Here is a 26,825-nt window from a genome sequence, read left to right on the forward strand (position 1 = left end):
CGATGCTAACGCACCCCGGCCGTGACGGGCCAAGGTGCGCCGCGCTGGCTCAGGCCGCGGACAGGAACGCCGGGTGGTAGGCCACCTCGGCCATCGGCGGCAGGCGCTCGCCGAAGGCCAACGCCTGGAAGGCCTCGACCGGCACACCCGGCAGGGTCAACCCGGGTTCCGGGCGGAAGCCGAAACGCGCGTAGTAGGCCGGGTCGCCCAGCACCACGCAGCCGGCCGCGCCCAGCGCCTGCAACTGCGCCAGCGCCTCGCGCATCAGGCGCGTGCCCAGGCCCTGGCGCTGGTGGCCCGGCCCCACCGACAGCGGTCCCAGCCCGTACCAGCCGCGGCTGTCGTCGGACAGGCTCACTGGCGACACTGCGACATGGCCGACGATGTAGCCCTCGTGCTCGATCACCAGCGACAGGGTCAGCGCGCCGTCCGCGCGCAGCCGTTCGATGATGTCCTGCTCGTCGTGGCGGCTGTGCGCGACGCGGAAGAAGGCGACCAGGGTCAGCGCCTCGATCGCCGCCGCGTCGGCCGGCCGCTCGGCGCGCAACAGCAGCTCATCGGATGCGCTCACAGGCGCTCCAGCAGCTCGGCGAAGGCCTGCGCCGAGGTCGCCACGTGCTCGCCCAGGCGGTGCGTGTCGTCGACCAGCAGCAGCCGCGCGGCACGCGCCTGCGCCCAGGCGATCACCTCGGCGGCGGGAATCAGTTCGTCGCGCCAGGCATGCACCACCGAGGTCGGCACCGGTGCCGCGTCCAGCGCCGGCATGTGCCCCATCCGCGTCGGCGGTACCATCAGGAACAGGCCGCGCACCGGCACGTGCAGCGACACCTGCGCGGCGATGTAGGCGCCGAGGCTGGAACCGGCCAGCACGACCGGCCCGCGCTGCGCCGCCGCCTGCGCCAGTTCCAGCAGGCGCTGCAGGCGCGTCGGCACGTCGCCCAGCGGGCTGATGTCGCGGCGCGCATCCAGGTCGGTGTAGTCCGGGCGCGAATGGCTCCAGCCCAGGCGTTCCGCCACCTCGGCCAATGCGGTCACCTTGATCGCGTCCGGCCCACTCTCGAAGCCGTGCGAGAGGATGCAGTGGCCGCGGCTCACAGCGCCACCACCGCATCGCCCAGCCGCAGCGTGCCGCCCTGCACGATGCGCGCGCACAGGCCGCCGTGGCCGCGCATGGCGTTGTAGCCGCCCGGCCCCAGCGCCTGCTCCATGCGCGAGCACGGATCGCACGGCGCGATGCCTTCCAGCTCGACGTCGCCAATGCGGAAGCGGCGCCCCTTCAGCGCGATCAGCGGAATGCCCGAGACCACCACGTTGCGCCGCAGGGTCGCCGGCGCCACCGCCGCATGCCCGGCCAGCGCGGCGATCGCCGGCAGGTGTTCGGCCTGGATCAGGGTGACGCCGCGCTTGCCGTTGCGGCCGGCGTAGCGGTCGCCGTGCAGGCCGCCATCGGTCTGCGCCGCAGCGGCGTCGACTTCGTGCATCGGCACGTCGCGGGCCGGGCGCAGGCCGATCCATTCCACGCGTCCGGCGCGCGGCAGTGTGGCCAGCAGGGTCGCCAGCGGGCTTTCGGAATTCAGGGTCATCGGCGAATGCTAGCATCCGCGCATGCCGCCCACCTCGCCGTTGCCGATCCACGATGCGCCCCTGCCCTACGTCGGACTGCTGGAGGAGCGCGCGCCGGACAGCATCACGCTGGCGGTGATCCACTGCACTGAGCTGCCGGACCTGGCCAGTGCGCGCCTCTACGGCGAACGCGTGCTGTATCCGTCGGGCACCGGCAACAGCGGCCATTTCTACATCGACCGCGACGGCAGCGTGCATCGCTACGTGCCGCTGCAGCGGATCGCGCACCACGTGCGCGGCTACAACCGGCAATCGCTTGGCATCGAACTGGTCAACCGCGGACGCTATCCGCTGTGGCTGGATTCGCGCCACCAGGCGATGCGCGAGGACTACCCGCCGACGCAAGTGCAGGCGCTGATCCGGCTGCTGCAGCAGTTGCGCGCGGAACTGCCGCAGCTGCGCCACATCGCCGGACACGACGCGCTGGACCGCAGCCTGGAACCGGCCAGCGACGATCCGACGCGGCAGGTGCAGCGCAAGCGCGATCCGGGACCGCGCTTCCCGTGGCCGCAGGTGCTGGAGGCGGTGGCGCTGGCGCCGTATGCGCCGTCGCCTTGACCACCTTGGAGGCGGTTAATTGAAACGGTCGATTCGGGCCGCGATGGAGTAGCAGCCAGCGTCGCATTCGCACGCTCCTACGGAAATTCCTGAGCGCGCTCAGTGCACGCCGACGTAGTTCTTCTCGCCCGCGGTCACCGCCACGTCCAGGCGATTGCCGACCGGCGCCAGCGGACACACCACGTGCGGGGTGAACGCGCACGGCGGGTTCTGCGCCAGGTTGAAATCCAGCACGATGCGGCCACCCTGCGGCGCCGGCACGAACAGATAGCGGGCGCCGCCATAGCTCTCGCGGCCGCTGGTGCGGTCGGAGAACGGCAGGAACAGACGCTGGCCGGCGCCGTCGCGCAGTACCTGCAGGCGGTAGTGCCGCCCCTGCAGCACGAAGTCGGCGCTGCCGACCAGGGCCAGCGGCTGCGGCGTGCCGATCGAGGTGAGCAGCACCATCGCCTGCGGCGCCGGCACCGGATGCCAGTCGGCCACCACCCGCCACTGCGGATCGATCGGGAAGTAGTCGATGCCGCGGAAGCGCGCGCGCGCCGGCGCCTGCGGATCGCGGAAGCGCCAGCCGAACAGGTTGCCGGTGCGCACCACGTAGAACTCCTGCGTCCCCAGCATCACCCGGGTCTCGGTGCCGTGCGCCGCGTCGGTCTCCAGGCGGCCGCCGGCGAACGGCTGGCCGTTCACCTGCACCGGCGCGTCCGCTGCGGGCTGGAACTGCACGCCCTCCTGCGTATCCACCTGCAGCACGCCCAGATGCGCCGGACCGGCCGGCAACTGCACGTCGTTGTCGGGTGCGCTGCCGACCCGGTGCAGGCCGCTGTGCAGGCGGCCAGAGCCGGTATAGCTCAACCAGCCGGACGGCGCCCGCAACGTCGCCAGGCGCTGCGCGCGGCCACGCTGCACCGCCTCGCGATAGTGCGTGGCCGATTGCGCGCGCGGCGAGGCGTCGGCGCCATCGGCCGCCGCGCGGCGGTCGCCGCAGGCGGCCAGGCCCAGCAGCATCGCCAGCCCGCAGGCCTCACGCCAGCGCATGGTGCCGCCCCTGTCGCGTGCCATCGTGCATGCGTTCCGTGTGGACCGGCGCCGGCCCTAGCCGATGGCGCGCGGCCGCGCCGGATCGGCGATCCAGCCGCTCCAGGAGCCGGCATAAACGCGCGCGCCGTGCAGGCCGGCATGCTCCAGCGCCAGCAGCAGATGGCAGGCGGTGACGCCGGAGCCGCACATCAGCACCACCTCGCGCGGATCGCGCCCCTGCAGCAGCGGCTGCAGTTCCGCGCGCAGCTCCTGCGCCGGACGCAGGCGGCCGTCGCGCAGGTTCTGCGCCAGCGGCCGGTTGAGCGCGCCGGGCACGTGCCCGGGCAGCGGGTCGATCGGCTCCACCTCGCCACGGAAGCGCTCGCCGGGGCGCGCATCCAGCAACCAGCCCGGCGCCTCGTGCAGGCGTGCGGCGACCTCCTCGGCGGAGACGATGCGCGCCGCATCGAAGACCTGCGGATACGGCGGCAGCGGCGACGGCACGGAGGCCGCGTCGGTTTCCGGCAGGCCGAGCCGGCGCCATTCGGCCAGGCCGCCGTCGAGCACGGCGACCCGGCGATGGCCGAGCAGGCCCAGCATCCACCACAACCGCGCCGCGGCCATGCTGCCGTCGCCGGCGTCGTACACCACCACCTGGTGCTGTGGGCCGATGCCCCATTGGCCGAGCGTGCGCGCAAAGGCCGCGTCGTCCGGCAGCGGGTGCCGGCCCAGGCCGGGACGGCCGAGATCGGACAGATCCGCGTTCAGATCGGCGTACACCGCGCCGGGCAGGTGCGATTGCGCATAGGCCTCGCGCGCGGCCGCCGCCGCCGCAGGATCGAGCAGCGCCGCCGGCACGAACCGCGCATCGACCAGGCGCAGCAAGGGATCGCCGAGCGCCGCGGCCAGCGTCGGCGCCTCGACCAGGGTGTGCCATTCGGGGGACGTTGCGGTCATGCGGCTTGCTCCAGTCGGCGGCGCAGGTTGAGCAGGATCGCCGCGGTCGCGCCCCAGATCCGCTGGCCGGGCCAGCCGTACTCCAGCACGACGCGCGGGCGTCCGCGGTAATCGGTTTCGATGCTGCGCAGGTTGTCCGGCGCCATCAGGTAGGCCAGCGGCACCTCGAACACCTCGGCCACCTCGCCCGGATGCGGCTGCGGCACGAAGCGCGGATCGATCGCCGCGACCACCGGCATCACCCGGAAGCCGCTGATGGTGACGAACGGATCCAGGTAGCCCAACGGCTCCGCCTGCGACGCCGCCAGCGCGATCTCCTCCTCGCTCTCGCGCAGCGCCGCGGCCACCGCATCGGCATCGCTGGCCTCGATGCGGCCGCCGGGAAAGCTGACCTGGCCGCCGTGGTGACGCAGGCTGTCAGTGCGCCGGGTCAACAGTACATGGGTGCCATCGGCACGCGGCACCAGGCCGGCCAGCACCGCCGCTTCCACCGGCGCGCCGTCCGGCAGCAGATCCTGCAATTCGTGGTGGTTCCAGCCCGGCCCCGCCGGCGGCTGCTGCAGCGGGTGCAGTGCGCGCAGCAGATGCGCGCGTTCGGCCAGGCGCTGCCCCGGCGACGGCGACCAGCCGCGGCCCGGCAGGACTTCGTCCATGTAGCGGCGGCGTTCGGCGTCGCTCATGCCGCGCCAGCGTGCGATCTCGTCGCCGCTGCGCAGGCAGCCGGCGCAATAGCCCTGCGCATCGAGACGGCAGAGACCGATGCAGGGCGTGAGCAGGGCATGCGGAACGGGATCCATCGGATTCGACACCTTGCCAGCCTAGCGCGATTCGTCGGCGCCGTCGTTGCCTGCCAAAAAAAATTGCGCCGGCATCGCTGCCGGCGCAATCGTCGTGCACTGGAACGGCGTGCTTACTTGACGCTGACCAGCTTGATCTCGAACTGCACCGCCACGTTCGGCGGGAACGGCGTACGCGGGTCGGCACCGTAGGCCTTGTCCGGCGGCAGGGTCACTTCCCACTTGGAGCCGGCCGGCATCTGCAGCAGCGTGTCGCGCATGGCCTGCATCTCGACTTCGCTGACCTTGATCGCCGGGATCTGCTGCGCCGGACGCGCCTGCGCCGGACGCTGGCCGAACGGGTACGGACCGGCCACTTCCAGCTGCACGGTGCTGGCCTGGGTCGGCTTGGCACCCTTGCCGGCCTCGATCACGCGGTACTGCACGCCGCTCGGCAGGGTCTGCACTCCAGCCTTGGCCTTGTTCTGGGCCATGAACTGGTCGCTCTTGGTCTTGTTCTCGGCAGCGGCCTTCTCGTAGTCGGCCTTGGCCTGCTGGGCGCGGGCCTGCTCGCGCTTCTGGAACGCTTCCACCGCCGGCTTCAGCTGGTCGGCGCTGACCGCCGGCTGCTTCTTGGCGTAGGCGTCCTGCAAGCCCTTCACCACCGCATTGATATCGAGCTGCTCGCCGCGGCCGGTGAGTTCGGCAAGGTTGTTGCCGTAGTCGTAGCCGAAGTAATAGCTCAGCTTGCCCTTCTCGGACGAGGTGTCCTGGGCGAACGCATTGCCGCTCAGGGCGAGGGCCGCGACAGCGACCGCAATAGAACGCAACTTCATCAAACAATTCTCCAGGGTGGTGGCACAGGGCGGCCCGTGCCGCCTGAGATGACGCGTTAGGATAGCCGCCGCGGCGCGTAACCGCTACCGACGACGCTGCTCTGACTGGTACGGCCCGCCCAGAGTTCCCATTACTTTTTTTTAACAACCAGGAATGCACATGTCCGGCACGCCGGTCCTCGCCGATACCCAGGGTGCGATCCGCATCCTCACCGTGAATCGAGCCGACAAGCTCAACGCCTTGAATCGCCAGGTTTTGCAGGCGCTGGATGCGGCCTTCGCCGCGGCCGCGGACGACCCGCAGATCCGCGTGGTGGTACTGACCGGCGCCGGCGAGAAAGCTTTCGTGGCCGGCGCCGACATCGCCGAAATGAACGAACTGACACCGGTGCAGGGCCGCGATTTCTCGCAACTGGGCCAGCGCCTGATGCGCCGGATCGAGCGCATGCCCAAGCCGGTGCTGGCGATGGTCAACGGCTTCGCCCTCGGCGGCGGGCTGGAACTGGCGATGGCCTGCCACCTGCGCGTGGCCGCCGAAGGCGCGCGCCTGGGCCAGCCGGAGATCAATCTTGGGCTGATTCCCGGCTTCGGCGGTACCCAGCGCCTGCTGCGGCTGGTCGGCCGCGCCGCGGCGCTGGAACTGTGCCTGCTCGGCGCGCCGATCGACGCGGCGCGCGCAATGCAGCTGGGCCTGGTCAACCGCGTGGTGGCCGCAGGCGAACTGCAGGCGACCACGCTGAAATTGGCGCAGCAACTGGCCGACGCCGCACCGCTGGCGCTGCGCGGCATCCTCGACGCGATCCAGATCGGTGGCGAAAGCGCGATCGAACAGGGGCTTGAGTACGAGACCGCGCAGTTCGGCCTGCTGTTCTCCAGCGAGGACATGCGCGAAGGCACCCGCGCCTTCCTGGAGCGGCGCCCGCCGCAGTTCCGCAACCGCTGAGCCCGCACACGATGTCGCACGCCCCCGCTCCCGCCACGCCGCTGCAGTTGCTGCGCTGGATCCTGGACGACGATCTGGATGCCGCGATCGACGGCGGCCTGATGGACTACCGCGGCACCGATCCGGACGACGATCGCCTGGACCCGGCGCATCCGCAGTTGCGCGCGCAGGTGCTGGCCGCGCAGCAGCGCCTGCGCGATGCGTGGGACGCGCGTGCGCGCTACCGGGCGCGCAGCGCGCGCCTGGAGCGACGCGCCAATGCGCGCCAGGCGCGACGTGCGGCAGCGATACCGACCACCTCGAGCGCGACCTCGACAACGGCCGCGCCTAGCGCACCGGCCCTGCCCGCAGCCGCCGCGGCGATCCTGGCCCGCGCCAAGGCCAAGGCCGCGCAGCGAGGCGGCCAATGAGCGCGACCGCGAGCACGGGCGCAAGCCCGCCTGCGCGGCGCGGACGCCTGCTGAGCAAGGACGAGATCCACGAGCTGTTCTCGCGCCTGTCCGAACTCAACCCCAGCCCGACCACCGAGCTGGAATACGACAGCCCGTTCGAACTGCTGATCGCGGTGATCCTCTCGGCGCAGGCCACCGACGTCGGCGTCAACAAGGCCACGCGGCGCCTGTATCCGGTGGCGAACACGCCGGCGGCGATCCTGGCGCTGGGCGAGGACGGCCTGAAGCGCTACATCTCCACCATCGGCCTGTTCAACGCCAAGGCCAAGAACGTCATCGCCACCTGCCGCATCCTGGTCGAGCAGCACGGCGGCGAGGTGCCGCGCTCGCGCGCCGCGCTGGAAGCGCTGCCCGGGGTCGGCCGCAAGACCGCCAACGTGGTGCTCAACACCGCCTTCGGCGAACCGACCATGGCGGTGGACACGCACATCTTCCGCGTCGCCAACCGCACTGGGCTTGCCCCGGGCAAGGACGTGCGCGCGGTCGAAGATTCGCTGCTCAAGCGCGTGCCGGCGCAGTTCCTGCACGACGCGCACCACTGGCTGATCCTGCACGGCCGCTACGTGTGCAAGGCACGCAAGCCCGACTGCCCGCAGTGTGCGATCCGCGACCTGTGCAGATACAAGGACAAGACGCCGGGTTGAGTGGCCTGTCGCAATGCCGGCCGGTACACCGCCGGGATGTCGGCTTCGGCAACTTGCGCGGCGCATGTGGTCCGCCGCTGCGCCCGTCGCGGTTGAAACCGCTCCTACAGTTCTCCACGAGATGCCACCGAGCCACTGTAGGAGCGGCTTCAGCCGCGAAAATCTCCGCCACCGGCAGCGCTCGCCACGGGCGAAACCGCTCATACGACGCCATCACAGATCGCTCCGGCTGCATTGTAGGAGCGGCTTCAGCCGCGACAGTTTCCCTAGCCGACACCGCGCATCCGCGCTCGCTTCGGTCGAAACCGCTCCCACGGCTCCGCCCGAAACGCCCGGCTCCCCGGTAGGAGCGGCTTCAGCCGCGACGCTCCGCGCAGCCAACACTGCCCACCTACGTTCGTCGCGGTCGAATCCGCTCCTGCCGGTGTTCGCATGACCAACGGGCGACTGCCGGCCACACCCACCGACTATGCCGCGCGTTGCCCTTCCACACGCCGGTCCAGTTCCTTCCAGTCCACCACCAGCGCGCAACCGCGGGACGCGGCGTTGCGGCTCCAGTCGCGCAACAGTTCCAGGCACGCATGGTCGACGTGGCGCAGCCGCGCCACGTCCAGGTGCAGCTCGGTGTTGGGCGGCAGCCGCTCCAGGGTCCGCGCCATCGTCGGCACGCGCAGGAAGGTGGCCGAGCCCTCCAGCGACAGGCGCAGCTTGCCCGCACCGGCACCAGCGCTCTCTGCGCCGGCGTCCTCGTGCGCATGCACGTCGACCGTCAGCCGCGACTGCTGCAGCGCCAGCCGCAGCAGCGACAACGCGAAACCGATCAGCACACCGGTCAGCAGGTCGGTGGCGACGATGGCGAAGGTCGTCGCCAGGTAGATCGCGGCGGTGCCGCGGCCGTACGCGGCCAGTTCGCGCACCTGCCCCAGCTTGACCATCTTCAGCCCGGTGTAGACCAGGATGCCGGCCAGGCACGCCACTGGCGTCATCCGCAGCAGCCACGGCAGCAGCAGCGCGAACACCAGCAGCCAGCCCGCGTGCAGCATGGTGGAGACGCGGGTGGCCGCGCCGGCCTGCACGTTGGCCGCACTGCGCACGATCACGCCGGTCATCGGCAACGCGCCAAGCAGACCGCACAGCATGTTGCCCACGCCCTGCGCCGCCAGTTCGCGGTCGTACCGGGTCCGCGGCCCCTGGTGCATGCGGTCCACGGCCGCCGCCGACAGCAGGGTCTCGGCGCTGGCGATGAAGGCGAAGGTCAGCGCCGACAGCAGCAGCGTGGCATCGAACACGCCGAGCATGTCGTCCAGGCTCGGCACCCGGATCGCCGAGAGCAGGTTGGCCGGCACGTCGACCTTGCGCACATCCAGCCCCTGCACCTGCACCAGTGCGGTCATCGCCACCACCGCCAGCAACGCGCCCGGGACGAAGCGCAGGCGCTGCGGACGCAAGCGCTCCCACGCCAGCATGATCGCGATGGTGCCCAGGCCGACCAGCAAGGCGGCACGCCCCACGCCGGCGTCCAGCGCGCGCCACAGCACCGCCGGCAACGCGGCGAAGTTCTCCAGGCCGCGCGCCTTCGGTGCCGCATCCAGCAGCACGTGCGACTGCGAGGCGACGATCAGGATGCCGATGCCCGAGAGCATGCCAGCGACCACCGCCGGCGAGGTCATGCGGAACCACACGCCGGCGCGACACAACCCGGCCAGCAGTTGGATCGCACCGGCCAGCAGGATCACCGGCCCCAGCGCCGCCACGCCGTGCGCGCGGACCAGTTCGAACACCAGCACCGCCAAGCCCGCGGCCGGGCCGCTGACCTGCAGCGGCGAGCCGGCGATCAGGCCGACCACCAGGCCGCCGACGATGCCGGTGATCAGGCCGGCGGCCGGCGGCATGCCCGATGCGATCGCGATGCCCATGCACAGCGGCAAGGCGACCAGGAAGACCACCACCGAAGCCAGCAGGTCGCGGCCGAAGGCGCCGCCGCGCAGGTAACGGGCCAGCGCGGAAGCGCCGGCCGGAGCGTGCTCTGTCATGGTGTGCATGGCGGCTCCTCAGACGGCGACGTTGCGCAGGACCGGCGCCAGGCGCGGCGGCGGCGTGGCATCGGGCGGGCGCCGACCGGCTTCCGGCAGCAACGGCAGGAAGCGCCCCTGCTCCGCGTCGAAGGCGCGGATCTCGCCATGGCCGATGTCGTAGATCCAGCCATGGATGCGCAGCGCGCCGCGCGCCAGCCGCGCCGCCACCACCGGTTGCGTGCGCAGGTGATCCAACTGCGCCACCACGTTTTCCTCGGTCAGGCAGTGCAGCGCATCCTCGGCATGGGCGGCATGGCCGTGTTGCGCGGCGACCTGGCGCGCGCTGTCGGTGTGCTTGAGCCAGGCCGCCACGGTCGGCACATCCTGCAGGGAGGCGGGATTGAGCACCGCCTTCATCGCGCCGCAATCGGTATGGCCGCAGATCACGATGTGTTCGACCTGAAGCACCGCCACGGCGTACTCGATCGCCGCGACCACGCCACTGACGTGCTGCGAGTACGGCGGCACCACGTTGCCGATGTTGCGGTAGACGAACAGCTCGCCGGGCTGTGCGGCGAACATCAGTTCCGGCATCACCCGCGAATCGGCACAGGTGATGAACAGCGTGTGCGGGGTCTGGCCGGCGGCGAGCTGCCGGAACAGCCCGCGTTGGCGGGGATAGACCTCGTTGCGGAAGTGGCGGAAGCCGTCGAGCAAACGTTGCATGGGGGATCTCCAGGCACAGGGGGAGAGCGGCCGTACCGCACTGGGCACGACGCAGACGCAAACAACAGAGGAGGATCGGCATCGCCACTGCGGCGATGCAGGCGTCAGGCCCGGGATGGAGGACGCAGTGCGGGACGGCGATAGCTGCGGCGAGGCGCTGCCGCGCGCGCAGCCAAGACAGGCCGGATCAGGAGAGCCGGCGGAAACAACGCGGGCGCGACCGCGAGCGGTGCATCGTGTGGATCGAGATCGGCGGCTGGCGCGTCCAGCTCGGGCGGCACCCCATCGCGGTCGGCGTCGACATCGCTGGCACAGGCGCTCGCACACAGCGCCACCGGTGCCGCCGCCGCGGCCGATCCTGCACGGATCGCGGACAGCGCCAGCAACGCAGTCAACAACAGCATGGACAGGCGAGCGAGCATGCCTCGACAGTAGGAAGGCACTTCGGTGATGACAAGTGCTGCGCCGCACAATTCACAGCATCGTCCACGGCCGTCGACGCGAAGCGTGAAAGGCACCCCGGCCCGCGCCCCATCGCGCGCCTCGGCGATCACGCCGCAAAAAAGAAAGGCGGCGCAATGCGCCGCCTTTCGTACAACCTGCGGGAATCTCCGCGAATCAGAACGACAGGTCGCCCCAGACGCCGAATTCCTTGGTTTCCACGTCGGTCTTCTTGCTGGCGTTGTCCTGGTGCGTGTACTTGTACACGGTGGCCAGCTTCAGGTTCTTCAGCACCGGGAACTCGACGCCGACGTTCCAGTACTTGTCGGCCAGGGTCGGGTCGAGGGTCTTGCTCAGGTCGGTCTTGTCGTAGCGAGCGAAGGCGTTGATGCCGCCGTCGGTCAGCGCCACGCTGCCCCACACCGACCAGCCGCTGGACTTGTCGGTCGCCGCGGTCAGCACATTGTTGAGGTTCTTGGCCTGGAAGTACTCGCCGCCCAGACGGAAGTTGGAATCGGCGTAGGCGACCATCGCATCGGCGCGGGTGTAGTCGTGCTGCGCGTCGAGGATGTCGGTTTCCTTGCCCAACTTGCCCGAGTAGGCGCCGACGGCGATGGCCAGGTTCTGCATCGGCATGTAGGCGACGCGGCCTTCCACGTCCATGCCCTTGCCGCGGGTCGGGTTCTTGTAGCCGGCGCCGTTGACCACCGACATCGCGTAGTTGACCTGCGAGCCCAGGTCGCCGAAGGCGTGCAGGCCCCAGTCGGAGGAGTTGGCGTACTTCAGGCGGTCGGTCAGGGTGTTCTCGACGTAGCGGTAGCCGTAGAACTTCTCGACGAACGGCACCCACGGCATGTCGGCGGCACCGATGCGCAGCGCGAAGGCGTCGTCGAACTTGCCCTGCACGTAGGCCTTCTTGACGAACAGCTGGGTGTTGGACAGCGCCGAGCTGTACTGGAAGTCGGTGGTCAGGTTGGCCGACCAGATCTCGTTGAAGCTGTGGTCGACGGTCAGGTAGAAGCGCTTGACGTCCAGACCGGTGCCGCTGGCGGCGGTCTTGGCGCCGCCGCTGGTGCGGTCGATGTTGGTCAGGTCGAAGAACATGCGACCGCCGATCTTGTTGTCGTTGACCAGCTTGGCGAGCTTGTCGACCTTGGCGGCGCTGGCCTGCGCCGTTTCGGTCGCCTGGGCCTGCACGACATTCACTTCCGACTGCGCGTCGGACTGCGCCTGCAGGGCTTTCGACTGCGCCTGCAGCTGCTGGACCTGGGTCTGCAGCGCTTCGATCTGGGCCTGCAGCTGCTGCAGCTGGGCAGCGCTGACGGCGGGCGGGTTGCTGCTGGCCTTGGCCTTCGCCGCGAACGCCTGCGGCGCCGACGCGAGGCCGAGGCTGGCGAGGATCGCCGTGGCGAGAAGATGGGAACGCATTAGAATCTCTCCGATGGGTGGTGGCAGGGTGGTATGGGTGCGGTGCGGCCCCAGTGCGATGGCCCGACCATTTGTAAAGATTCCGTCAAAGACATGACGGTTTTGAGTCAGCTTCGTTTCGAAACGAAGGCAACCCCGTCCGGGAAGGCTGTCACCGGACTGACATCTGATTTTCTTCAGACGTTCATGAAAAAGTCTTGGAATGCAGCCGATGCCGGCCGGGGTGCCGGCATTCCACCTATTTCAGGAGTTTTCCCGATGCGTTCCCTCAAGCTCCGACTGCTGGCAGCCGCCGCGGTCGCTACGTTTTCGCTCGCGGCGCAAGCCACCGACGTCACTGGCGCAGGCTCCAGCTTCGTCTACCCGGTGCTGTCGAAGTGGTCGGCTGCCTATGCTGAGAAAAGCGGCAACCGCGTCAACTACCAGTCGATCGGTTCCGGCGGCGGCATCGCGCAGATCCAGGCGGCCACGGTCGATTTCGGCGCCTCCGACAAGCCGCTGAGCGGCGCGGAGCTGGAAAAGTTCGGCCTGGGCCAGTTCCCGGTCGTGATCGGCGGCATCGTGCCGGTGTTCAACGTGGCGGGCGTGGCCCCGGGCGCGATGAAGCTCGACGGCACCGTGCTGGCCAACATCTTCCTCGGCAAGATCACCAAGTGGAACGACCCGGCGATCGCCGCGCTGAACCCGGGCCTGGCCCTGCCCGACCTGAAGATCACCATCGTGCACCGCTCCGACGGTTCGGGCACCAGCTTCAACTTCACCAACTACCTGTCCAAGGTCAGCCCGGAGTGGAAGAGCAAGGTCGGTGAAGGCACCGCCGTGCAGTGGCCGGCCGGCATCGGCGGCAAGGGCAACGAAGGCGTGGCCGCCTACGTCAAGCAGATCCGCGGCGGCATCGGCTACGTCGAGTACGCCTACGCGCTGCAGAACAAGCTCAGCTACGCCGGCATGAAGAACGCCGCCGGCCATTTCGTGATGCCGGACGACAAGACCTTCTCCGCCGCCGCCGCCACCGCGGACTGGAAGTCGGCCAAGGACTTCAACCTGATCATGACCAACGCGCCGGGCCAGGACGCGTGGCCGATCACCGCCACCACCTGGGCCATCATGTACAAGAAGGCCAAGAAGCCGGCGTCGTCGAAGGCCGCGCTGGACTTCTTCAAGTGGTCGTTCGAGCAGGGCCAGCCGCAGGCCAAGGCGCTGGACTACGTGCCGCTTCCGGAGCCGCTGGTCAAGCAGATCGAAGCCTACTGGGCGCAGAACATGAAGTAAGCCGGCGTCTCGCCCATCCGGCGCTCGCGCGCCGGCACGGCGATGTCCCGAAGGCGCGGACCGCAGGGTCCGCGTCTTTTTTTGTCCCCGCTGGCGGAGCCGTGCGGAGGCCCAGCGGGGGCACGCCGCCCTGCCCCGCCACGGTCACGGAAGGCGGCGCCAGCGCCGCATCCCGTGATGGCGTCCGCCAACCAGTCCGCAAGTCATCTCGCTGTAACAAAAATATCATTTCATAGCGAGCATCCGCCGGATGTCCCGGCGCTCTTCGCTACGGAGTGACCCCCATGAAACTGCAGCCGGCGCGCATTGCCGTCCTGTCCCTCGCCCTGGCCTTCGCCGTCACCGCCTGCCAGCCCGGCAACGGCGACAAGCAGGGCGCCGCCGATGCGGCAGGCGGGACGCCCGCTGCCGCGCCGGCCGCCGGCGCCAAGACCGCGGCGGAGATTTCCGGCGCCGGTGCCTCCTTCATCTACCCGCTGATCTCCAAGTGGTCGGCCGACTACAACGCGGCCACCGGCAACAAGATCAACTACCAGTCGATCGGTTCCGGCGGCGGCATCGCCCAGATCAAGGCCGGCACGGTCGATTTCGGCTCTTCCGACAAGCCGCTGGACAGCGCCGAACTGGCCGCGGCCGGCCTCGGCCAGTTCCCCTCGGCGATTGGGGGGGTGGTGCCGGTGGTCAACCTCGACGGCATGGACGCGGGCAAGCTGCGGCTGACCGGCCCGGTGCTGGCGGACATCTTCCTGGGCAAGATCAGCAAGTGGAACGACCCGGCGCTGACCGCGCTGAACCCGGGCGTGACCCTGCCCGACACCAAGATCAACCTGGTGCACCGCTCCGACGGCTCGGGCACCAGCTTCAACTTCACCAACTACCTGTCCAAGGTCAGCCCGGAGTGGAAGGGCAAGGTCGGCGAAGGCACCTCGGTGCAGTGGCCGGGCGGCGTCGGCGGCAAGGGCAACGAAGGCGTGGCCTCGTACGTGCAGCAGATCAAGGGCTCGATCGGCTACGTCGAACTGGCCTACGCGCTGCAGAACAAGATGCCGTACGCGTCGATGCAGAACGCCGCCGGCAACTGGGTGCAGCCCAATGCCGAGAGCTTCGCCGCGGCCGCCGCGTCGGCCGACTGGGCCAACGCCAAGGACTTCAACCTGGTCATCACCAACGCCGCGGGCGCGCAGGCGTGGCCGATCACCGCCACCAACTTCATGCTGATGCACAAGCAGGCCAAGGACCCGGCGCGCAGCAAGGCGACCCTGGACTTCTTCAAGTGGGCCTTCGAGAAGGGCCAGCCGCAGGCCGACGCCCTGCACTACGTGCCGCTGCCGCCGGAACTGGTGCAGCAGATCGAATCCTACTGGAGCAAGGAATTCAAGTAAGCGCCACTGCGGTGCGCATTGCGCGCACCGCGGCGGCAACCGGCGACCGGCGGTGCAGTCCAGGCGCCGCCGGTCGCCGTCTCGGCAACTTGTGATCCGGACTTTCGGGTTCCCGCCTGTGCGGGAGCGATGCAACCACCCACCGCGCGCGGTCATCCCCGCCGCGGCCACGATCGGAGCGCGCAGGCGCGTGCTCCGGCGACGACCGAGCCCATGAACAGCACTGTCCTTCCCGAAGCGATGTCGGCGCCACGCGGACGCGACCTGCGTGACGCCCGCGCCGACCGATTGTTCCGCTGGATCCTCACCGCCACCGTCGTGCTGGTACTCGTCGCCCTGGGCAGCGCTGCGCTGTCGATGCTGTGGGGCGGCCGTCATGCCCTGCAGCTGCAGGGCCTGAGCTTCTTCTACTCCAGCGAGTGGAACCCGGTCGAGAACAAGTACGGCGCACTGGCGCCGATCTACGGCACCCTGGTGACCGCCTTGATCGCCATGCTGATCGCGGTGCCGGTGAGTTTCGGCATCGCCTTCTTCCTGACCGAAGTGGCGCCACGCTGGCTGCGCGGCCCGGTCGGGACCGCGATCGAACTGCTGGCCGGCATCCCGTCGATCATCTACGGCATGTGGGGCCTGTTCGTGCTGATCCCGATCATGTCCGAGTACGTCACGCCCTGGCTCAACGACCACCTCGGCACGTTGCCGGTGATCGGCCCGATCTTCCAGGGACCACCGATCGGCATCGGCCTGCTCACCGCCGGCTTCGTGCTGGCGATCATGGTGATTCCCTTCATCTCTTCGGTGATGCGCGAAGTGTTCCTGACCGTGCCGACCCGGCTCAAGGAGTCGGCCTATGCGCTCGGCTCCACGCGCTGGGAGGTGAGCTGGGACATCGTGCTGCCCTACACCCGCTCGGCGGTGATCGGCGGCATCTTCCTGGGCCTGGGCCGCGCGCTCGGCGAGACCATGGCGGTGGCCTTCGTGGTCGGCAACACGGTGCGCCTGTCGCCCTCGCTGCTGGAGCCGGGCACCACCATCGCCGCGCTGATCGCCAACGACTTCGGCGAATCCACCGGCGATTACCGCTCGGCACTGCTGCTGCTGGGCTTCGTCCTGTTCCTGGTGACCTTCGTCGTGCTGGCGATCGCCCGCCTGATGCTGGCGCAACTGTCGCGCAAGGAGGGCAACTGAGATGGCCGCCGACGTCGCACACCGCCTGTACAACCGCCGCCGCGTGGTCAACTTCGTGGCGCTCACCCTGTCCTGCCTGACCGCGCTGTTCGGGCTGGTGTTCCTGGCCTGGATCCTGTGGACCCTGCTGGCCAAGGGCATCTCCGGCATCAACCTGGATCTGTTCACCCGCATGACCCCGCCGCCCGGCGAGGACGGCGGCCTGGCCAACGCGTTCTTCGGCAGCGCGGTGATGTGCGGCCTGGCACTGCTGATCGGCACGCCGCTGGGCGTGGCCGCCGGCACCTGGCTGGCCGAGTACGGCAACGCGCGCAAGACCGGCCAGGTGGTGCGCTTCGTCAACGACATCCTGCTGTCGGCGCCGTCGATCGTGCTCGGCCTGTTCGTCTACACCCTGTACGTGATGCAGACCGGCGGCAATTTCTCGGCGCTGGCCGGCGCGCTGTCGCTGGCCTTCATCGTGCTGCCGGTGGTGGTCCGCACCACCGACGAGATGCTGCGGCTGGTGCCGGCGCAGATGCGCGAGGCCGCGCTGTCGCTGGGCATCCCGCAATGGAAGGTGACCATCCAGGTGCTGTACCGCAGCGCCTCGGCCGGCATCGTCACCGGCGTGATGCTGGCGCTGGCGCGCATCAGCGGCGAGACCGCGCCGCTGCTGTTCACCTCCTTCGGCAACCTGTACTGGAACAACAACATCCTCAAGCCGATGGCCAGCGTGCCGGTGGTGATGAACAACTTCGCCGGCAGCCCCTACCCGACCTGGCAGCAACTGGCCTGGTCCGGCGCGCTGGTGCTCACCGTCTTCGTCCTGCTGGTCAGCCTCGGCGCGCGCGCCCTGCTGGTGCGCAACAAGATCTCCAACGATTGATTCCCCTATGGACCCGGCCATGAACGATCACCACAACGCCGCCCCGATGCACCGCATCGCCATGCCCAACGGGCACACCGCGCTGGCGCCGTCGCCGGTCAAGATCGCCGCGCGCGGCCTGGACTTCTACTACGACAAGTACCACGCGCTGAAGGGCATCAACCTGGAGGTGCCGGAGAAGCGCGTCACCGCGCTGATCGGCCCCTCCGGCTGCGGCAAGTCCACCCTGCTGCGCATCTTCAACCGCATCTACGCGCTGTACCCGAAGCTGGAAGCGCGCGGCGAGGTGCTGCTGGACGGCGAGAACATCCTCTCGCCGAAGTACCCGATGAACCGCCTGCGCAGCAAGGTCGGCATGGTGTTCCAGAAGCCGGTGCCGTTCCCGATGACCATCTTCGAGAACGTCGCCTACGGCATCCGCCACCACGAAAAGCTGTCCAAGGCCGACATGGCCGACCGCGTCGAGCACGCGCTGCGCCAGGGCGCGCTGTGGGACGAGGTCAAGGACAAGCTCGGGCAGAGCGCGCTGGGCCTGTCCGGCGGCCAGCAGCAGCGCCTGTGCATCGCCCGCGCGGTGGCGCTGCGTCCGGACGTGCTGCTGCTCGACGAACCGACCTCGGCGCTGGACCCGATCTCGACCAGCCGCATCGAGCAACTGGTGGAAGAGCTGAAGAACGACTACACCATCGTCATCGTCACCCACAACATGCAGCAGGCCGCGCGCGTGTCCGACTACACCGCCTTCATGTACCTGGGCGACCTGATCGAGCACGACCGCACCGAAATCATCTTCTCGCAGCCGAACAAGCAGCAGACCGAAGACTACATCACCGGCCGTTTCGGCTGAGCCGCTGCGGCCGCCGCTGCCTCGTCGCAGCGGCCGCGCCCGCCGCCCCTCGGGCGGGCGCCCGGCGACGCCAGCACCGCACCGCCAGGCATGGCCGCGGCGACACCAACGCACCTATTGGACCTACGACATGAACACTCAGCCCAACGAGCACATCGTGAAGAGCTACGACGAAGAACAGCATCGCCTCGCCGCCGAGATCGTGCGCATGGGCGAAACCGCGGTGGCGCAGTTGGAAGCGGCGCTGGACGTGGTCGAACGCCGCGACGACAACGCCGCGCTGCGCATCGTCGTCAACGACGAAGCGATCGACGCGCTCGAGCACTCCATCAGCCACGACGTCATGCGCCTGGCGCTGCGCGGGCCGATGGCGCGCGACCTGCGCGAGATCCTGGCCGGCCTGCGCATTCCCGCCGACGTCGAACGCATCGGCGACTACGCCGCCAACGTCGCCAAGCGCTCGATCGCGCTGAACATGTCCCCGCCGATGCCGCAGACCCTGGGCCTGCGCCAGCTCGGCAAGCTCGCCGCCGAACAGGTGCGCGCGGCGCTGGCCGCCTACCAGAACAACGACGCCGACGCCGCACTGCTGGTGCGCCAGGGCGACGCGCAGCTCGATGCGCAGTACACCGCGCTGTTCCGCGAGCTGCTGACCTACATGATGGAAGACCCGCGCAACATCACCCCGTGTACGCACCTGCTGTTCATGGCCAAGAACCTGGAGCGGATCGGCGACCACGCCACCAACATCGCCGAGAACGTGTGGTTCCTGGTGCACGGCGACGAGCCGCTGCCGCCGCGCGACAAGCGCGACGAGACCAGCTCCACCAGCGGCATCTGACCCCCGGCGTGCGGACCGGCCATGCGCCGTTCCGCCGCCCTGGCGTCCCCGGGCTCCGTGCGCAACGGAGCCTTTTTTGTTGTCACGCAGCGCCGCATGCAGCGCGGTGCGGCAGCGGGTAGGCTTGGCGCACTGCCGGCCTCCCCGACCGGCCCCCGTCCATCGCCAGGAGCCTGCGCATGTCCACGTCGTCCCGTCCGTCCTCTGCCCTCGCCGGTGCGGTCCTGCTTGGCGGGATCGGCCTGTCCGCCTCCGCGCTGGCGATGACCGACCTCGCCCAGGGCTATGCGCTGGGCGCGCAGGCTGCCGTCACCCCGCCGCAAAGCACCGAGGCGAGCGCGTCGGCAACGCCGACGCCCGCGCCGCCGGCGCAGGCCAGGCAGGCCGCCGATCCGGCCAAGGCCAGCGAAGGCGGCTGCGGCGCCAAGGCCGGCGACGGCAGTTGCGGCGCGCACGCCCCGGCGGCGACGCCGGCCAAGCCCGAGGCGGCCGCTCGCGCCGCCACGCCCCAGGCCAAGCACGACGACAAGGCCATGGCCGAAGGCAAGTGCGGCGAGGGCAAATGCGGTGGCAGCCTCTGAACCACCCCGGTACGACGCCCGGCCGCTGGCCGCGGCCAGCGCCGGCCTTGGGCTGCGCCGCGGCCTGCTCCAGGACCTGCTGCAGGCACCGGCGGACGCGTTCGATTTCCTCGAATGCGCACCGGACAACTGGATCGGCGTCGGTGGCCGCCCCGGGGAACTGCTGCAGACGCTGAGCGCGCGGCATCCGCTCAGCTGCCACGGCCTGTCGCTGTCGCTGGGCGGCGTGGCGGCGCTGGATACCACCCTGCTGCAGCAGACCCGGGAGTTTCTCGACCGGCACCGGGTCGCGCTGTACAGCGAGCACCTCAGCTACAGCGCCGACGACGGCCACCTCTACGAACTGCTGCCGCTGCCGTTCACCGACGAGGCGGTGCGCCACGTCGGCGCGCGCATCGCCCAGGTGCAGGACGTTCTGGGCCGGCGCATCGCGGTGGAGAACGTCTCCTACTACGCCGCACCGGGCCAGGCGATGAGCGAGGCCGCCTTCGTGACCGCGGTGCTGGCCGAGGCTGACTGCGACCTGCTGCTGGACGTCAACAACGTGCACGTCAATGCCTGCAACCACGGCGACGACGCGCTGGCCTTCCTCGCCGCCCTGCCCAGCGCGCGCATCGTCTCGTATCACGTCGCCGGACACCGCGACGACCCGGCCAGCGGGCTGAAGATCGACACCCACGCCGCGCCGGTGGCCGACCCGGTGTGGACCCTGCTCGCCGCCGCCTACCGCCTGCACGGCGTGCGTCCCACCGTGCTCGAGCGCGACGGCCAGTTCCCGCCGCTGGGCGAGCTGCTGGACGAAGTGCAGTGCATCCGCGCCGCGCAGGCGCGTGCGCAGTCGCCCGACGCATGAGCGAGACGCTGCGCGCGCAGCAGTTCGCGCTGACCCTGCATCTGCGCGATCCGCAGCGACACCCGCCGCCCGCTGACATCCCGCCGCAGCGCCTGGCGGTGTACCGCGCCCTGTTCTTCGACAACCTGGCGCAGCTGCTGGGCGGCCAGTTTCCGGTGCTGCGCGCCACCCTCGGCGACACCAACTGGACGGCGCTGCTGCGCGCGTTCTGCGCCGAACACCGCGCCCACACACCGCTGTTCCCGCGCCTGGGCGACGAGCTGGTGGCGTTCCTGGCGCAGCGCGCGCCCGATCCGCAGCGCCCCTGGATGGCGGAACTGGCGCACTACGAGACCGTGGAACTGCAGGTGCAGATCGACGATGCGGCGCTGCCGCCGCATGCGCCGCATGGCGACCTGCTCGACGGCATCCCGCTGCTGTCGCCCTGGCTGCGCCTGCTGCGCTACCGCTGGCCGGTGCAGCGCATCGGCCCGGCCTGGCAACCGGACACGGCGCCGGCGCAGCCGACCTGCCTGCTGGCGCGGCGCGAGGCCGACGGCCAGGTGCGCTTCGCCGAACTGGCGCCGCTGGCCTATGACGTGCTGGCGGCGCTGCAGTCCGGCACGCGCAGCGGACGCGCACTGCTGCTGGAGCTGGCCGCCGCGCACGGCCTTGCGCCCGCCGCCCTGCTGGACGAGGGCGCGGCCCTGCTGGAACGGCTGCGCGCGCAGGGCAGCGTGCTCGGCACGCGCTTGCCGGAGTGACGCCGCGGTGGCCGGCGGCCGCGCTCTGCTAACCTTGGCGGATGAACGATTCGGTCGACAGTCCCTCGCAACCCCTGGTCATCACCCCGATGTCGCGGCGTTTCCGCGGCTACCTGCCCGTGGTGGTGGACGTGGAAACCGGCGGTTTCGACTGGAACAAGCATGCACTGCTGGAGATCGCGGTGGTGCCGATCGAAATGGACGATTTCGGCCAGCTGTATCCCGGCGTCACCGCCAGCGCGCACGTGGTGCCGGCGCCCGGCACGTTGATCGATCCGAAATCGCTGGAAGTCACCGGCATCGTCCTGGACCATCCGTTCCGCTTCGCCAAGCCCGAACGCGAGGCGCTGGACCACGTGTTCGCGCCGGTGCGCGCGGCGGTGAAGAAGTACGGGTGCCAGCGCGCCATCCTGGTCGGCCACAACGCCCATTTCGATCTCAACTTCCTCAACGCCACGGTCGCCCGCTGCGGCCACAAGCGCAATCCGTTCCATCCCTTCAGCGTGTTCGACACCGTCACCCTGGCCGGCATCGCCTACGGCCAGACCGTGCTGGCGCGCGCGGTGCAGGCCGCCGGCTTCGACTGGAACGCCGCCGACGCGCACAGCGCGGTCTACGACACCGAGCAGACCGCGCGCCTGTTCTGCAAGATCGCCAACGCCTGGCCGGCCCCGCCGGTCGGCGCGGCGCTATAGCCGCGGCATGGATTGCACGACACGTGCGCGCCGCCGGCGCGTTGGCCCGGCGCCATGGCGGCCGAACCACCCGTGATAGCGCCGCGCACACGCCGGCAGCGGCTCGCATGACCCGCCACCTGCTGTTCGTCTGCAGCCGCAACCGGCTGCGCAGCCCCACCGCGGAACAGGTGTTCGCCACCTGGCCCGGCGTGGACACCGCCTCGGCCGGCGTCGACCACGACGCGGATACCCCAATCACCCCGGAACTGCTGGAGTGGGCGGACATCGTCTTCGTCATGGAACCGGCGCATCGCACCAAGCTGTCGCGCCGGTTCAAGCGCCATCTCGGCCGCGCACGCATCGTCTGCCTCGACATCCCCGACGACTACGGCTACATGGATCCGGCGCTGGTGCAGCTGCTGACCGCGAAGGTAGCGCGCCACCTGGCTGCGCGCTGATCCTGGTCCTCGGCCGCCACTTCGAGGCGTGCATTCGCACAAGCACGACCGCCATCCCGAGACACGCCGGCACGCGTGCTACGCTCGCCGCCGCGCCGGCCAAGGCGCCCCCACCAGGATGACCGCGTCATGCAAGCATGGAAGCGCCGCAGCATCGGCATTCTCGACATCGGCGGCGCGGGCATCGGCTTTCTTGCCATCGTCAGCCAGGTGCCGAATCTGCGGCAGCCGGCCGACTGGATCATCTGCGCCGCGTTCGCCGCGCTCTACAGCTGGGGTATCTACTGCGGCATCCAGTTGCTGGAAGGCCGGCCCAACGCGATCCGCGTCAACCGGGCGTTCTGGCTGGCGCAGGTGCCGGCCTTCAACAGTCCTTGGGTCAGCTACATGTTCGCCTGCGGATTTCATCTCACCGCCGGCGTCCAGTTCGCCCCGCTCAAGACCGGCGCAAACTTCATGCTCGGCAGCCACTTCTTGTTCACCCTGCTCCGCCCGGAGGGCGCGAGCTTCCTTGGGCTGAACCTGTTCGCGCTGGCGGTCGCCTTGATCCTGCTGCAGCAATTGCGCCGCAACCGCGCTGACGCCGCGATTGATGCCGCGGCGACCGAAGCAGGCGCTGCGCCACCGCACGACAACGCGCATCATGGCGCGCCATGAAGATAAACGCGCTCTAGTGAACAAGACCGACGCGATGGTGTTCCTGCGCGCGCACCAGCCGCTGCCCGACGACGACCAGCTCACCCAGGCGCTGATCGATGCCTATGACGCGGCGAGACGGCTGTTCCTGGCCGATCCGGGCCGCGACGTGCTGCCGCTGTTCCTGCGCTCCTTCGGCCACGGCGATGGCTGGGGTATCTATCCGCTGGTCGAGGACGTGTTCCATGCCTGCGACCGCAGCGACGCCATTGCCGCGATCCGGGAGGCGCTCGACGATCCCGCGCTACCTGACGGCAGCCGCTACTGGGTCACGCAGTCGGCCGCCGCCTTTGCCGATCCGACCTTGCGCGCGGGGCTGGCCCTATCGTTGCAGTCGGAACACCCAGACACCCGTGAGGCGGCGGAGATGGCGCTGGAGAGGCTGGACCAGCACGCCACACGCTGAACCGCGCGCGTCTGCGATCACGCGACAAGGCAGAACGACAACACCGAGCCGCATGCCCGAACGCATGCACTCAGCCCACGCACACCCGATCGCGCCCCATGCCCTTGGCCCGGTACAGCGCGCCATCAGCGCGCTCCAGCCACTGGCTCGGCGTGTCGTCCGGGCGCAGCGCGACCAGGCCGGCGCTGAAGGTAACGCGCAGCGCCGGCGCCTCGGGCGCCCACTGCAGGCGTGCATGGAATAGGTCGCGCAGGCGCGTGGCCAGGCGCTCGGCGTCGGCCAGCGGCGTGTCGCCGAGCAGCACCGCGAACTCTTCGCCGCCCAGACGCGCCGGCAGGTCGGAGGCGCGGCAGGCGCTCAGCAGCAGTTGCCCGACCTCGCGCAGCACCGCATCGCCGGTGGCATGCGAGTAGCCGTCGTTGATCTGCTTGAAGCGGTCGATGTCCATCACCAACAGGCACAGCGGCGCGCCACTGCGTTGCGCGCGCTGCATGCTGTGCACCAGCACCTCGTCGAAGTGACGCCGGTTGGGCAACGCGGTCAGCGCATCCTCGTGCGCCAGGCGCTCGAACGCGGTGGCCTGCCGCTGCAGTTCCGCCAGCAGCTGGCTCTTCTCGGCATCGGCCTGCAGCAGGCGCTCGGTCTGCAGCCGCAGCGCGCTGGTGCGCCGCGCCACCAACCGCTCCAGGCGCAGGGCGCGACGCTTGTAGCGCGCGATCAGGTAGCGGTACAGCAGCACCAGCGCCAGCAGCAGCGCCACCACGGCCGCCGCATGGACGCTGTGTCGCTGCCACCACAGCGGCGCCACGCTGAAACGCCACACGGCTTCGCGCGTGCTCCAGGCGCCGTCCGGATGCGCCGCGGCCACGTGCAGGGTGTAGTCGCCCGGCGGCAGCCCGATGAACTCCACGCTGCGCTGGTTGCCGCGGTCGATCCAACCGGTGTCCAGGCCGTCGAGCCGGGTGCGGTAGCGGATGCGCTCGGGCAGCAGATAGCTGAGGCCGACGTAGGACACGGTGATGCGCTTGGCGCCGGGCAGTTGCGACGTGTTCTGCCACGGGAAGGGCTGGCCATCCAGCAGCACGCTCTCGATCGCCGCCGGCGGCGGCAAACGATCGCGGAAGCGCGCCAGGCGCCGCGGATCGACCATGCTGACGCCGCCGGCGGTGACCAGCCACACCGTACCGTCGTGGCGCAGGATCATCGACGGCCCGGAGCTGCCATTGCCCTGGGCGTTGGACATGCCGTCGATCTCGTCGTAACGGCTCACCTGCAACCGCGCCTGGCGGCCGTCGGCGACCGCGTCCAGCGCCGCCGCGGTGGTCCGCAGCACGCCGCGATTGCTGCTGATCCAGACGTTGCCGAGGCGGTCTCGGACCAGTTGGAACACCGTGTCCACCGGCATGCCCTGCTCCAGCCCCACCCGCGCCAGCTGGCCGTCGCGGTCGCGGTGCAGGCCGCGGTCGGTGGAAATCCACACATCGCGGCCCAGCGCCTGGAATCCGAACACGGTGCGCGCACCGCCCAGCGGTTCCAGCGCCAGCTTCCGCACCCGGCCGTCACGCAGTACCGCCGCGCCTTCGACCGAGCCGATCCACAGCGCGCCGTCGACGCTGGCCAGGGCGGTGATCAGGCCGTGCGGCAAGCCGGGCACGTCCGGCACCGACAGCCGGTCGCCGTCGATGCGCATCACCCCGCTGCGCGTGCCGATCCAGACCGTGCCGGCCGCATCGACACTGAGCGCACGCACCTGCCCGCTGGGCAAGCCCTCGTTGGTTCCGTAGTGGCGCACGACGCGGCCGTCGCGCAGGCGGAACACGCCGTCGGCGTAGGTACCCATCCACAGGTCGCCGTCGCTGCCGCGCGCCAGACTCAGGACCGATGGCGCGTCGCGCAGCGCAACCGGGGCGATGCGGCCATCCGGCGCCATCCGGTCCAGCCCGGCGGCGCTGCCGATCCACAGCGCGCCATCGGGCGTCTCCAGCAGCGCGCGCACGTAGTCGCCACTGAGTCCGTCGCGGCGGGTGTAGCCGGCGAACAGCGTCTCGCGCAGCCGGAACAGGCCGCCATTGGCGCCGATCCAGATGCTGCCCTCGGCGTCCTGCAGCAGGCTGACGATGCGCCCGTTGGGCAGCACGTCGCCCGGCAGCATGCGCTCGATGCCGTGCACACTGATCCGCAGCAGTCCCTGGTTCTCGGTGCCCAGCCAGATCGCGCCATCGCGGTCGCGCAGCATCGAGGTGAAATGGCCATAGCCCGGCAGATGCTGCACGAGCACCGCCTGCTCGCCCTGCAATCGATACAGGTTCTCGCCGGCCACCACCCACAGCGAGCCGTCCGGTGCCCGATACGGCCAGGCCAGCCCCGGCGGCAGGCCGAACGCGGCCGGCGCGCGCCGCAGCACACCCTGCGGGTCGCGGTACAGCAGGCCATCGAGACTGCCGATCCAGATGCGCCCCTGATCGTCGGCGGCCAGGTGCGGGAAGCTCGCCGCCAACGGCAGGTCGCGCGGCGCCGGCTGGTAATCGAAGCGACCGTCCGGCCACAGGCAGCCCAGGCCGTTGCCTTCGAACAGCAGCCACATGCGGCCGTCGCGGTCCTGGGTCATGGCGTGGATCAGCGCATGCGGCCAGCCCGGCGGCTGCCGCCAGAAGCGCCAGTTGCCGGCCGCATCGTGGCGGCCGAGATTGCCGCGCGAATCGCTGAGCCACAGCGCGCCGGCGCGGTCCACGTACAGCGAGCCCACGCCGTTGTCGGGCAGGCCCGGCCGGGTGCTGCGGTCGATGACGGTGAAGTCCTGGCCGTTGTAGCGCACCAGCCCTTCCCAGGTGGCGAACCACAGGCGGCCGTCCGGGGTCTGCGCCAGATCGCGCAGGGAGTTGTGCGGCAGGCCGTTGCGCGAGGTCCAGGAATCGATCGCGTAGTCGCGTAGCGGCGGCACCCCGTCTGCTCCACCATCGGCGGCAACGGCGCGCCACGCCACGCCCAATGCCAGCAGCAAGAACAGCAGCACCGGCCAGGCGACCGGCCAGGCGCGCCCGCGGTCGCGTGCGAGCGCCGTCTCCCCCCTCCCCCTGGCGACGTTCACTGTCCCGACCCGATCCGACGCAGGCGGGGCGCGACAGGACCCTGGCGCGGGGGGCCAGCGTCAAGGGGACGGGGGCGACACAGACTCATTACCGGAGCGGAACACGGGACGAGCGCCCATGGTAGGCAAAAAAGCGTCGCTGCGGGTGTAGGCGGTAGCAGGCTGCGGGAAAAGGACGCGTGAAGATTGCGCGGCGGTTAAGCCGGAGCGGCCTTTGCAGAGAACGGCACCACCAGAATTCCATCGCGGCACGCTCCCTTCTCCCACCGGGAGAAGGTGCCCCGAAGGGGCGGATGAGGGTACGGGCGAAGCCTGGGAAGACATCGATCGCGGCGGCGGACAAGGGGGCGGGCGAAGCCTGGTGTCGTTTTGATGCGCGAAGGCTCCGCCCCGTACCCTCACCCCAACCCCTCTCCCGGGGGGAGAGGGGCTACAGCCGCGGCACGCTCCCTTCTCCCATCGGGAGAAGGTGCCCCGAAGGGCGGATGAGCGTACGGGCGCAGCCTGGG

29 protein-coding genes are annotated in these 26,825 nt (G+C 70.1%); 17 read left to right on the forward strand and 12 right to left on the reverse strand.

The features are described 5' to 3' along the window. Nucleotides 1-49: 49 nt before the first annotated feature. From PIQ37_RS02265 to PIQ37_RS02275, 3 genes are read right to left on the reverse strand one after another with little or no spacing between them, the layout of a single operon-like run. Nucleotides 50-571 (reverse strand): GNAT family N-acetyltransferase, encoded by a 522-nt coding sequence (locus PIQ37_RS02265; RefSeq protein ID WP_342072195.1) that lies wholly within the window; start codon nt 569-571, stop codon nt 50-52. Beyond that, complete coding sequence (locus PIQ37_RS02270) at nt 568-1,095, reverse strand: alpha/beta fold hydrolase (RefSeq protein WP_342072196.1); 528 nt, start codon at nt 1,093-1,095, stop codon at nt 568-570. Before PIQ37_RS02270 ends, PIQ37_RS02265 begins: the two co-directional genes overlap by 4 nt. Next, on the reverse strand, nt 1,092-1,583 hold the full coding sequence (locus PIQ37_RS02275; protein WP_342072197.1) for an MOSC domain-containing protein: 492 nt from the start codon (nt 1,581-1,583) through the stop codon (nt 1,092-1,094). Before PIQ37_RS02275 ends, PIQ37_RS02270 begins: the two co-directional genes overlap by 4 nt. A 22-nt stretch (nt 1,584-1,605) precedes the next feature. Here PIQ37_RS02275 and PIQ37_RS02280 point away from each other — a divergent pair, with 22 nt between their 5' ends. Further along, complete coding sequence (locus tag PIQ37_RS02280; protein ID WP_342072198.1) at nt 1,606-2,181, forward strand: N-acetylmuramoyl-L-alanine amidase; 576 nt, start codon at nt 1,606-1,608, stop codon at nt 2,179-2,181. Between the two features lie 99 nt (nt 2,182-2,280). Here the strand turns inward: PIQ37_RS02280 and PIQ37_RS02285 are convergent, their stop codons facing one another. From PIQ37_RS02285 to PIQ37_RS02300, 4 genes are all read right to left on the reverse strand, one after another. Further along, complete coding sequence (locus PIQ37_RS02285; protein ID WP_342072416.1) at nt 2,281-3,216, reverse strand: DUF1684 domain-containing protein; 936 nt, start codon at nt 3,214-3,216, stop codon at nt 2,281-2,283. A 57-nt stretch (nt 3,217-3,273) separates the two neighbouring features. Beyond that, on the reverse strand, nt 3,274-4,155 hold the full coding sequence (locus PIQ37_RS02290; protein ID WP_342072199.1) for a sulfurtransferase: 882 nt from the start codon (nt 4,153-4,155) through the stop codon (nt 3,274-3,276). Further along, a complete protein-coding gene (locus PIQ37_RS02295) occupies nt 4,152-4,952 on the reverse strand; it encodes an NUDIX hydrolase (protein ID WP_017913753.1) in 801 nt (266 codons plus the stop codon). The genes PIQ37_RS02290 and PIQ37_RS02295 overlap by 4 nt, the downstream gene beginning before the upstream one ends. 113 nt (nt 4,953-5,065) lie before the next feature. Further along, entirely contained in the window at nt 5,066-5,767 is a 702-nt protein-coding gene (locus PIQ37_RS02300; protein ID WP_242159305.1) for an FKBP-type peptidyl-prolyl cis-trans isomerase N-terminal domain-containing protein, read from the reverse strand. Nucleotides 5,768-5,927: 160 nt separating this feature from the next. Between PIQ37_RS02300 and PIQ37_RS02305 the strand changes: the two genes are divergently transcribed. From PIQ37_RS02305 to nth, 3 genes are read left to right on the forward strand one after another with little or no spacing between them, the layout of a single operon-like run. After that, nucleotides 5,928-6,710 (forward strand): enoyl-CoA hydratase/isomerase family protein, encoded by a 783-nt coding sequence (locus tag PIQ37_RS02305; RefSeq protein WP_342072200.1) that lies wholly within the window; start codon nt 5,928-5,930, stop codon nt 6,708-6,710. 11 nt (nt 6,711-6,721) lie between these two features. Beyond that, the gene (locus PIQ37_RS02310) at nt 6,722-7,120 is read left to right on the forward strand and encodes a hypothetical protein (RefSeq protein ID WP_342072201.1); all 399 of its coding nucleotides are present in this window, start codon (nt 6,722-6,724) and stop codon (nt 7,118-7,120) included. Continuing rightward, a complete protein-coding gene (nth, locus tag PIQ37_RS02315) occupies nt 7,117-7,806 on the forward strand; it encodes an endonuclease III (protein ID WP_342072202.1) in 690 nt (229 codons plus the stop codon). Before PIQ37_RS02310 ends, nth begins: the two co-directional genes overlap by 4 nt. 467 nt (nt 7,807-8,273) lie before the next feature. Here the strand turns inward: nth and PIQ37_RS02320 are convergent, their stop codons facing one another. From PIQ37_RS02320 to PIQ37_RS02335, 4 genes are all read right to left on the reverse strand, one after another. Continuing rightward, nucleotides 8,274-9,848: a SulP family inorganic anion transporter gene (locus PIQ37_RS02320; RefSeq protein WP_407136394.1), complete on the reverse strand. Its 1,575-nt coding sequence runs from the start codon at nt 9,846-9,848 to the stop codon at nt 8,274-8,276. Between the two features lie 9 nt (nt 9,849-9,857). Continuing rightward, nucleotides 9,858-10,547, reverse strand: coding sequence for a carbonic anhydrase (locus PIQ37_RS02325; protein ID WP_019801843.1), 690 nt, complete (start codon nt 10,545-10,547; stop codon nt 9,858-9,860). 104 nt (nt 10,548-10,651) lie between these two features. After that, on the reverse strand, nt 10,652-10,969 hold the full coding sequence (locus PIQ37_RS02330; RefSeq protein WP_342072203.1) for a hypothetical protein: 318 nt from the start codon (nt 10,967-10,969) through the stop codon (nt 10,652-10,654). Nucleotides 10,970-11,165: 196 nt separating this feature from the next. Next, nucleotides 11,166-12,416 (reverse strand): porin, encoded by a 1,251-nt coding sequence (locus PIQ37_RS02335; RefSeq protein ID WP_342072204.1) that lies wholly within the window; start codon nt 12,414-12,416, stop codon nt 11,166-11,168. Nucleotides 12,417-12,674: 258 nt separating this feature from the next. Here PIQ37_RS02335 and pstS (PIQ37_RS02340) point away from each other — a divergent pair, with 258 nt between their 5' ends. From pstS (PIQ37_RS02340) to PIQ37_RS02400, 13 genes are all read left to right on the forward strand, one after another. Beyond that, nucleotides 12,675-13,688 carry a phosphate ABC transporter substrate-binding protein PstS gene (gene pstS / locus PIQ37_RS02340; protein WP_342072205.1) on the forward strand — a complete coding sequence of 338 codons (1,014 nt, stop codon included), beginning with the start codon at nt 12,675-12,677 and terminating at the stop codon, nt 13,686-13,688. 284 nt (nt 13,689-13,972) lie between these two features. After that, nucleotides 13,973-15,070, forward strand: a complete 1,098-nt coding sequence (gene pstS, locus PIQ37_RS02345; protein ID WP_043092425.1) for a phosphate ABC transporter substrate-binding protein PstS — start codon at nt 13,973-13,975, stop codon at nt 15,068-15,070. 213 nt (nt 15,071-15,283) lie between these two features. Next, nucleotides 15,284-16,258 carry a phosphate ABC transporter permease subunit PstC gene (gene pstC / locus PIQ37_RS02350; RefSeq protein WP_342072206.1) on the forward strand — a complete coding sequence of 325 codons (975 nt, stop codon included), beginning with the start codon at nt 15,284-15,286 and terminating at the stop codon, nt 16,256-16,258. 1 nt (nt 16,259) lies between these two features. Further along, complete coding sequence (gene pstA / locus PIQ37_RS02355) at nt 16,260-17,126, forward strand: phosphate ABC transporter permease PstA (protein WP_342072207.1); 867 nt, start codon at nt 16,260-16,262, stop codon at nt 17,124-17,126. A gap of 19 nt (nt 17,127-17,145) precedes the next feature. After that, on the forward strand, nt 17,146-17,973 hold the full coding sequence (gene pstB / locus PIQ37_RS02360) for a phosphate ABC transporter ATP-binding protein PstB (protein ID WP_152247536.1): 828 nt from the start codon (nt 17,146-17,148) through the stop codon (nt 17,971-17,973). 130 nt (nt 17,974-18,103) lie between these two features. Then, nucleotides 18,104-18,814 carry a phosphate signaling complex protein PhoU gene (gene phoU / locus PIQ37_RS02365; protein WP_017914020.1) on the forward strand — a complete coding sequence of 237 codons (711 nt, stop codon included), beginning with the start codon at nt 18,104-18,106 and terminating at the stop codon, nt 18,812-18,814. 179 nt (nt 18,815-18,993) lie between these two features. After that, on the forward strand, nt 18,994-19,395 hold the full coding sequence (locus PIQ37_RS02370) for an HvfA family oxazolone/thioamide-modified RiPP metallophore (protein WP_342072208.1): 402 nt from the start codon (nt 18,994-18,996) through the stop codon (nt 19,393-19,395). Continuing rightward, nucleotides 19,382-20,248, forward strand: a complete 867-nt coding sequence (locus PIQ37_RS02375; RefSeq protein WP_342072209.1) for an HvfB family MNIO-type RiPP peptide maturase — start codon at nt 19,382-19,384, stop codon at nt 20,246-20,248. Before PIQ37_RS02370 ends, PIQ37_RS02375 begins: the two co-directional genes overlap by 14 nt. Then, nucleotides 20,245-20,991 (forward strand): HvfC family RiPP maturation protein, encoded by a 747-nt coding sequence (locus PIQ37_RS02380; protein ID WP_342072210.1) that lies wholly within the window; start codon nt 20,245-20,247, stop codon nt 20,989-20,991. The genes PIQ37_RS02375 and PIQ37_RS02380 overlap by 4 nt, the downstream gene beginning before the upstream one ends. 41 nt (nt 20,992-21,032) lie before the next feature. Then, nucleotides 21,033-21,686 carry a ribonuclease T gene (rnt, locus tag PIQ37_RS02385; RefSeq protein ID WP_342072211.1) on the forward strand — a complete coding sequence of 218 codons (654 nt, stop codon included), beginning with the start codon at nt 21,033-21,035 and terminating at the stop codon, nt 21,684-21,686. 107 nt (nt 21,687-21,793) lie between these two features. After that, nucleotides 21,794-22,126: a low molecular weight protein tyrosine phosphatase family protein gene (locus tag PIQ37_RS02390; RefSeq protein WP_342072212.1), complete on the forward strand. Its 333-nt coding sequence runs from the start codon at nt 21,794-21,796 to the stop codon at nt 22,124-22,126. Nucleotides 22,127-22,201: 75 nt separating this feature from the next. Then, nucleotides 22,202-22,783, forward strand: a complete 582-nt coding sequence (locus PIQ37_RS02395; protein ID WP_342072213.1) for a hypothetical protein — start codon at nt 22,202-22,204, stop codon at nt 22,781-22,783. A 16-nt stretch (nt 22,784-22,799) separates the two neighbouring features. Next, nucleotides 22,800-23,228 (forward strand): hypothetical protein, encoded by a 429-nt coding sequence (locus tag PIQ37_RS02400; protein WP_342072214.1) that lies wholly within the window; start codon nt 22,800-22,802, stop codon nt 23,226-23,228. A 70-nt stretch (nt 23,229-23,298) separates the two neighbouring features. Here PIQ37_RS02400 and PIQ37_RS02405 read toward each other — a convergent pair whose 3' ends face one another. Beyond that, a complete protein-coding gene (locus PIQ37_RS02405) occupies nt 23,299-26,241 on the reverse strand; it encodes a ligand-binding sensor domain-containing diguanylate cyclase (RefSeq protein ID WP_407136400.1) in 2,943 nt (980 codons plus the stop codon). Nucleotides 26,242-26,825 lie beyond the last annotated feature (584 nt).

Origin of the sequence: Xanthomonas protegens (assembly GCF_038442435.1) — a bacterium.
In the GTDB taxonomy this organism is placed as follows: Bacteria; Pseudomonadota; Gammaproteobacteria; order Xanthomonadales; family Xanthomonadaceae; genus Xanthomonas_A; species Xanthomonas_A sontii.

What these genes read in the sequence shown, in the direction of transcription:
- rnt (WP_342072211.1), top strand. Translation starts at nt 21,033, where the DNA reads ATGAACGATTCGGTCGACAGTCCCTCGCAACCCCTGGTCATCACCCCG.
- PIQ37_RS02335 (WP_342072204.1), bottom strand. Translation starts at nt 12,416, where the DNA reads ATGCGTTCCCATCTTCTCGCCACGGCGATCCTCGCCAGCCTCGGCCTC.
- phoU (WP_017914020.1), top strand. Translation starts at nt 18,104, where the DNA reads ATGAACACTCAGCCCAACGAGCACATCGTGAAGAGCTACGACGAAGAA.
- pstA (WP_342072207.1), top strand. Translation starts at nt 16,260, where the DNA reads ATGGCCGCCGACGTCGCACACCGCCTGTACAACCGCCGCCGCGTGGTC.
- PIQ37_RS02320 (WP_407136394.1), bottom strand. Translation starts at nt 9,848, where the DNA reads ATGCACACCATGACAGAGCACGCTCCGGCCGGCGCTTCCGCGCTGGCC.
- pstS (WP_043092425.1), top strand. Translation starts at nt 13,973, where the DNA reads ATGAAACTGCAGCCGGCGCGCATTGCCGTCCTGTCCCTCGCCCTGGCC.
- nth (WP_342072202.1), top strand. Translation starts at nt 7,117, where the DNA reads ATGAGCGCGACCGCGAGCACGGGCGCAAGCCCGCCTGCGCGGCGCGGA.
- PIQ37_RS02310 (WP_342072201.1), top strand. Translation starts at nt 6,722, where the DNA reads ATGTCGCACGCCCCCGCTCCCGCCACGCCGCTGCAGTTGCTGCGCTGG.
- PIQ37_RS02290 (WP_342072199.1), bottom strand. Translation starts at nt 4,155, where the DNA reads ATGACCGCAACGTCCCCCGAATGGCACACCCTGGTCGAGGCGCCGACG.
- PIQ37_RS02285 (WP_342072416.1), bottom strand. Translation starts at nt 3,216, where the DNA reads ATGCGCTGGCGTGAGGCCTGCGGGCTGGCGATGCTGCTGGGCCTGGCC.
- pstS (WP_342072205.1), top strand. Translation starts at nt 12,675, where the DNA reads ATGCGTTCCCTCAAGCTCCGACTGCTGGCAGCCGCCGCGGTCGCTACG.
- PIQ37_RS02380 (WP_342072210.1), top strand. Translation starts at nt 20,245, where the DNA reads ATGAGCGAGACGCTGCGCGCGCAGCAGTTCGCGCTGACCCTGCATCTG.
- pstC (WP_342072206.1), top strand. Translation starts at nt 15,284, where the DNA reads ATGAACAGCACTGTCCTTCCCGAAGCGATGTCGGCGCCACGCGGACGC.
- PIQ37_RS02295 (WP_017913753.1), bottom strand. Translation starts at nt 4,952, where the DNA reads ATGGATCCCGTTCCGCATGCCCTGCTCACGCCCTGCATCGGTCTCTGC.
- PIQ37_RS02370 (WP_342072208.1), top strand. Translation starts at nt 18,994, where the DNA reads ATGTCCACGTCGTCCCGTCCGTCCTCTGCCCTCGCCGGTGCGGTCCTG.
- PIQ37_RS02275 (WP_342072197.1), bottom strand. Translation starts at nt 1,583, where the DNA reads ATGACCCTGAATTCCGAAAGCCCGCTGGCGACCCTGCTGGCCACACTG.
- PIQ37_RS02300 (WP_242159305.1), bottom strand. Translation starts at nt 5,767, where the DNA reads ATGAAGTTGCGTTCTATTGCGGTCGCTGTCGCGGCCCTCGCCCTGAGC.
- PIQ37_RS02330 (WP_342072203.1), bottom strand. Translation starts at nt 10,969, where the DNA reads ATGCTCGCTCGCCTGTCCATGCTGTTGTTGACTGCGTTGCTGGCGCTG.
- PIQ37_RS02390 (WP_342072212.1), top strand. Translation starts at nt 21,794, where the DNA reads ATGACCCGCCACCTGCTGTTCGTCTGCAGCCGCAACCGGCTGCGCAGC.
- PIQ37_RS02305 (WP_342072200.1), top strand. Translation starts at nt 5,928, where the DNA reads ATGTCCGGCACGCCGGTCCTCGCCGATACCCAGGGTGCGATCCGCATC.
- pstB (WP_152247536.1), top strand. Translation starts at nt 17,146, where the DNA reads ATGAACGATCACCACAACGCCGCCCCGATGCACCGCATCGCCATGCCC.
- PIQ37_RS02325 (WP_019801843.1), bottom strand. Translation starts at nt 10,547, where the DNA reads ATGCAACGTTTGCTCGACGGCTTCCGCCACTTCCGCAACGAGGTCTAT.
- PIQ37_RS02280 (WP_342072198.1), top strand. Translation starts at nt 1,606, where the DNA reads ATGCCGCCCACCTCGCCGTTGCCGATCCACGATGCGCCCCTGCCCTAC.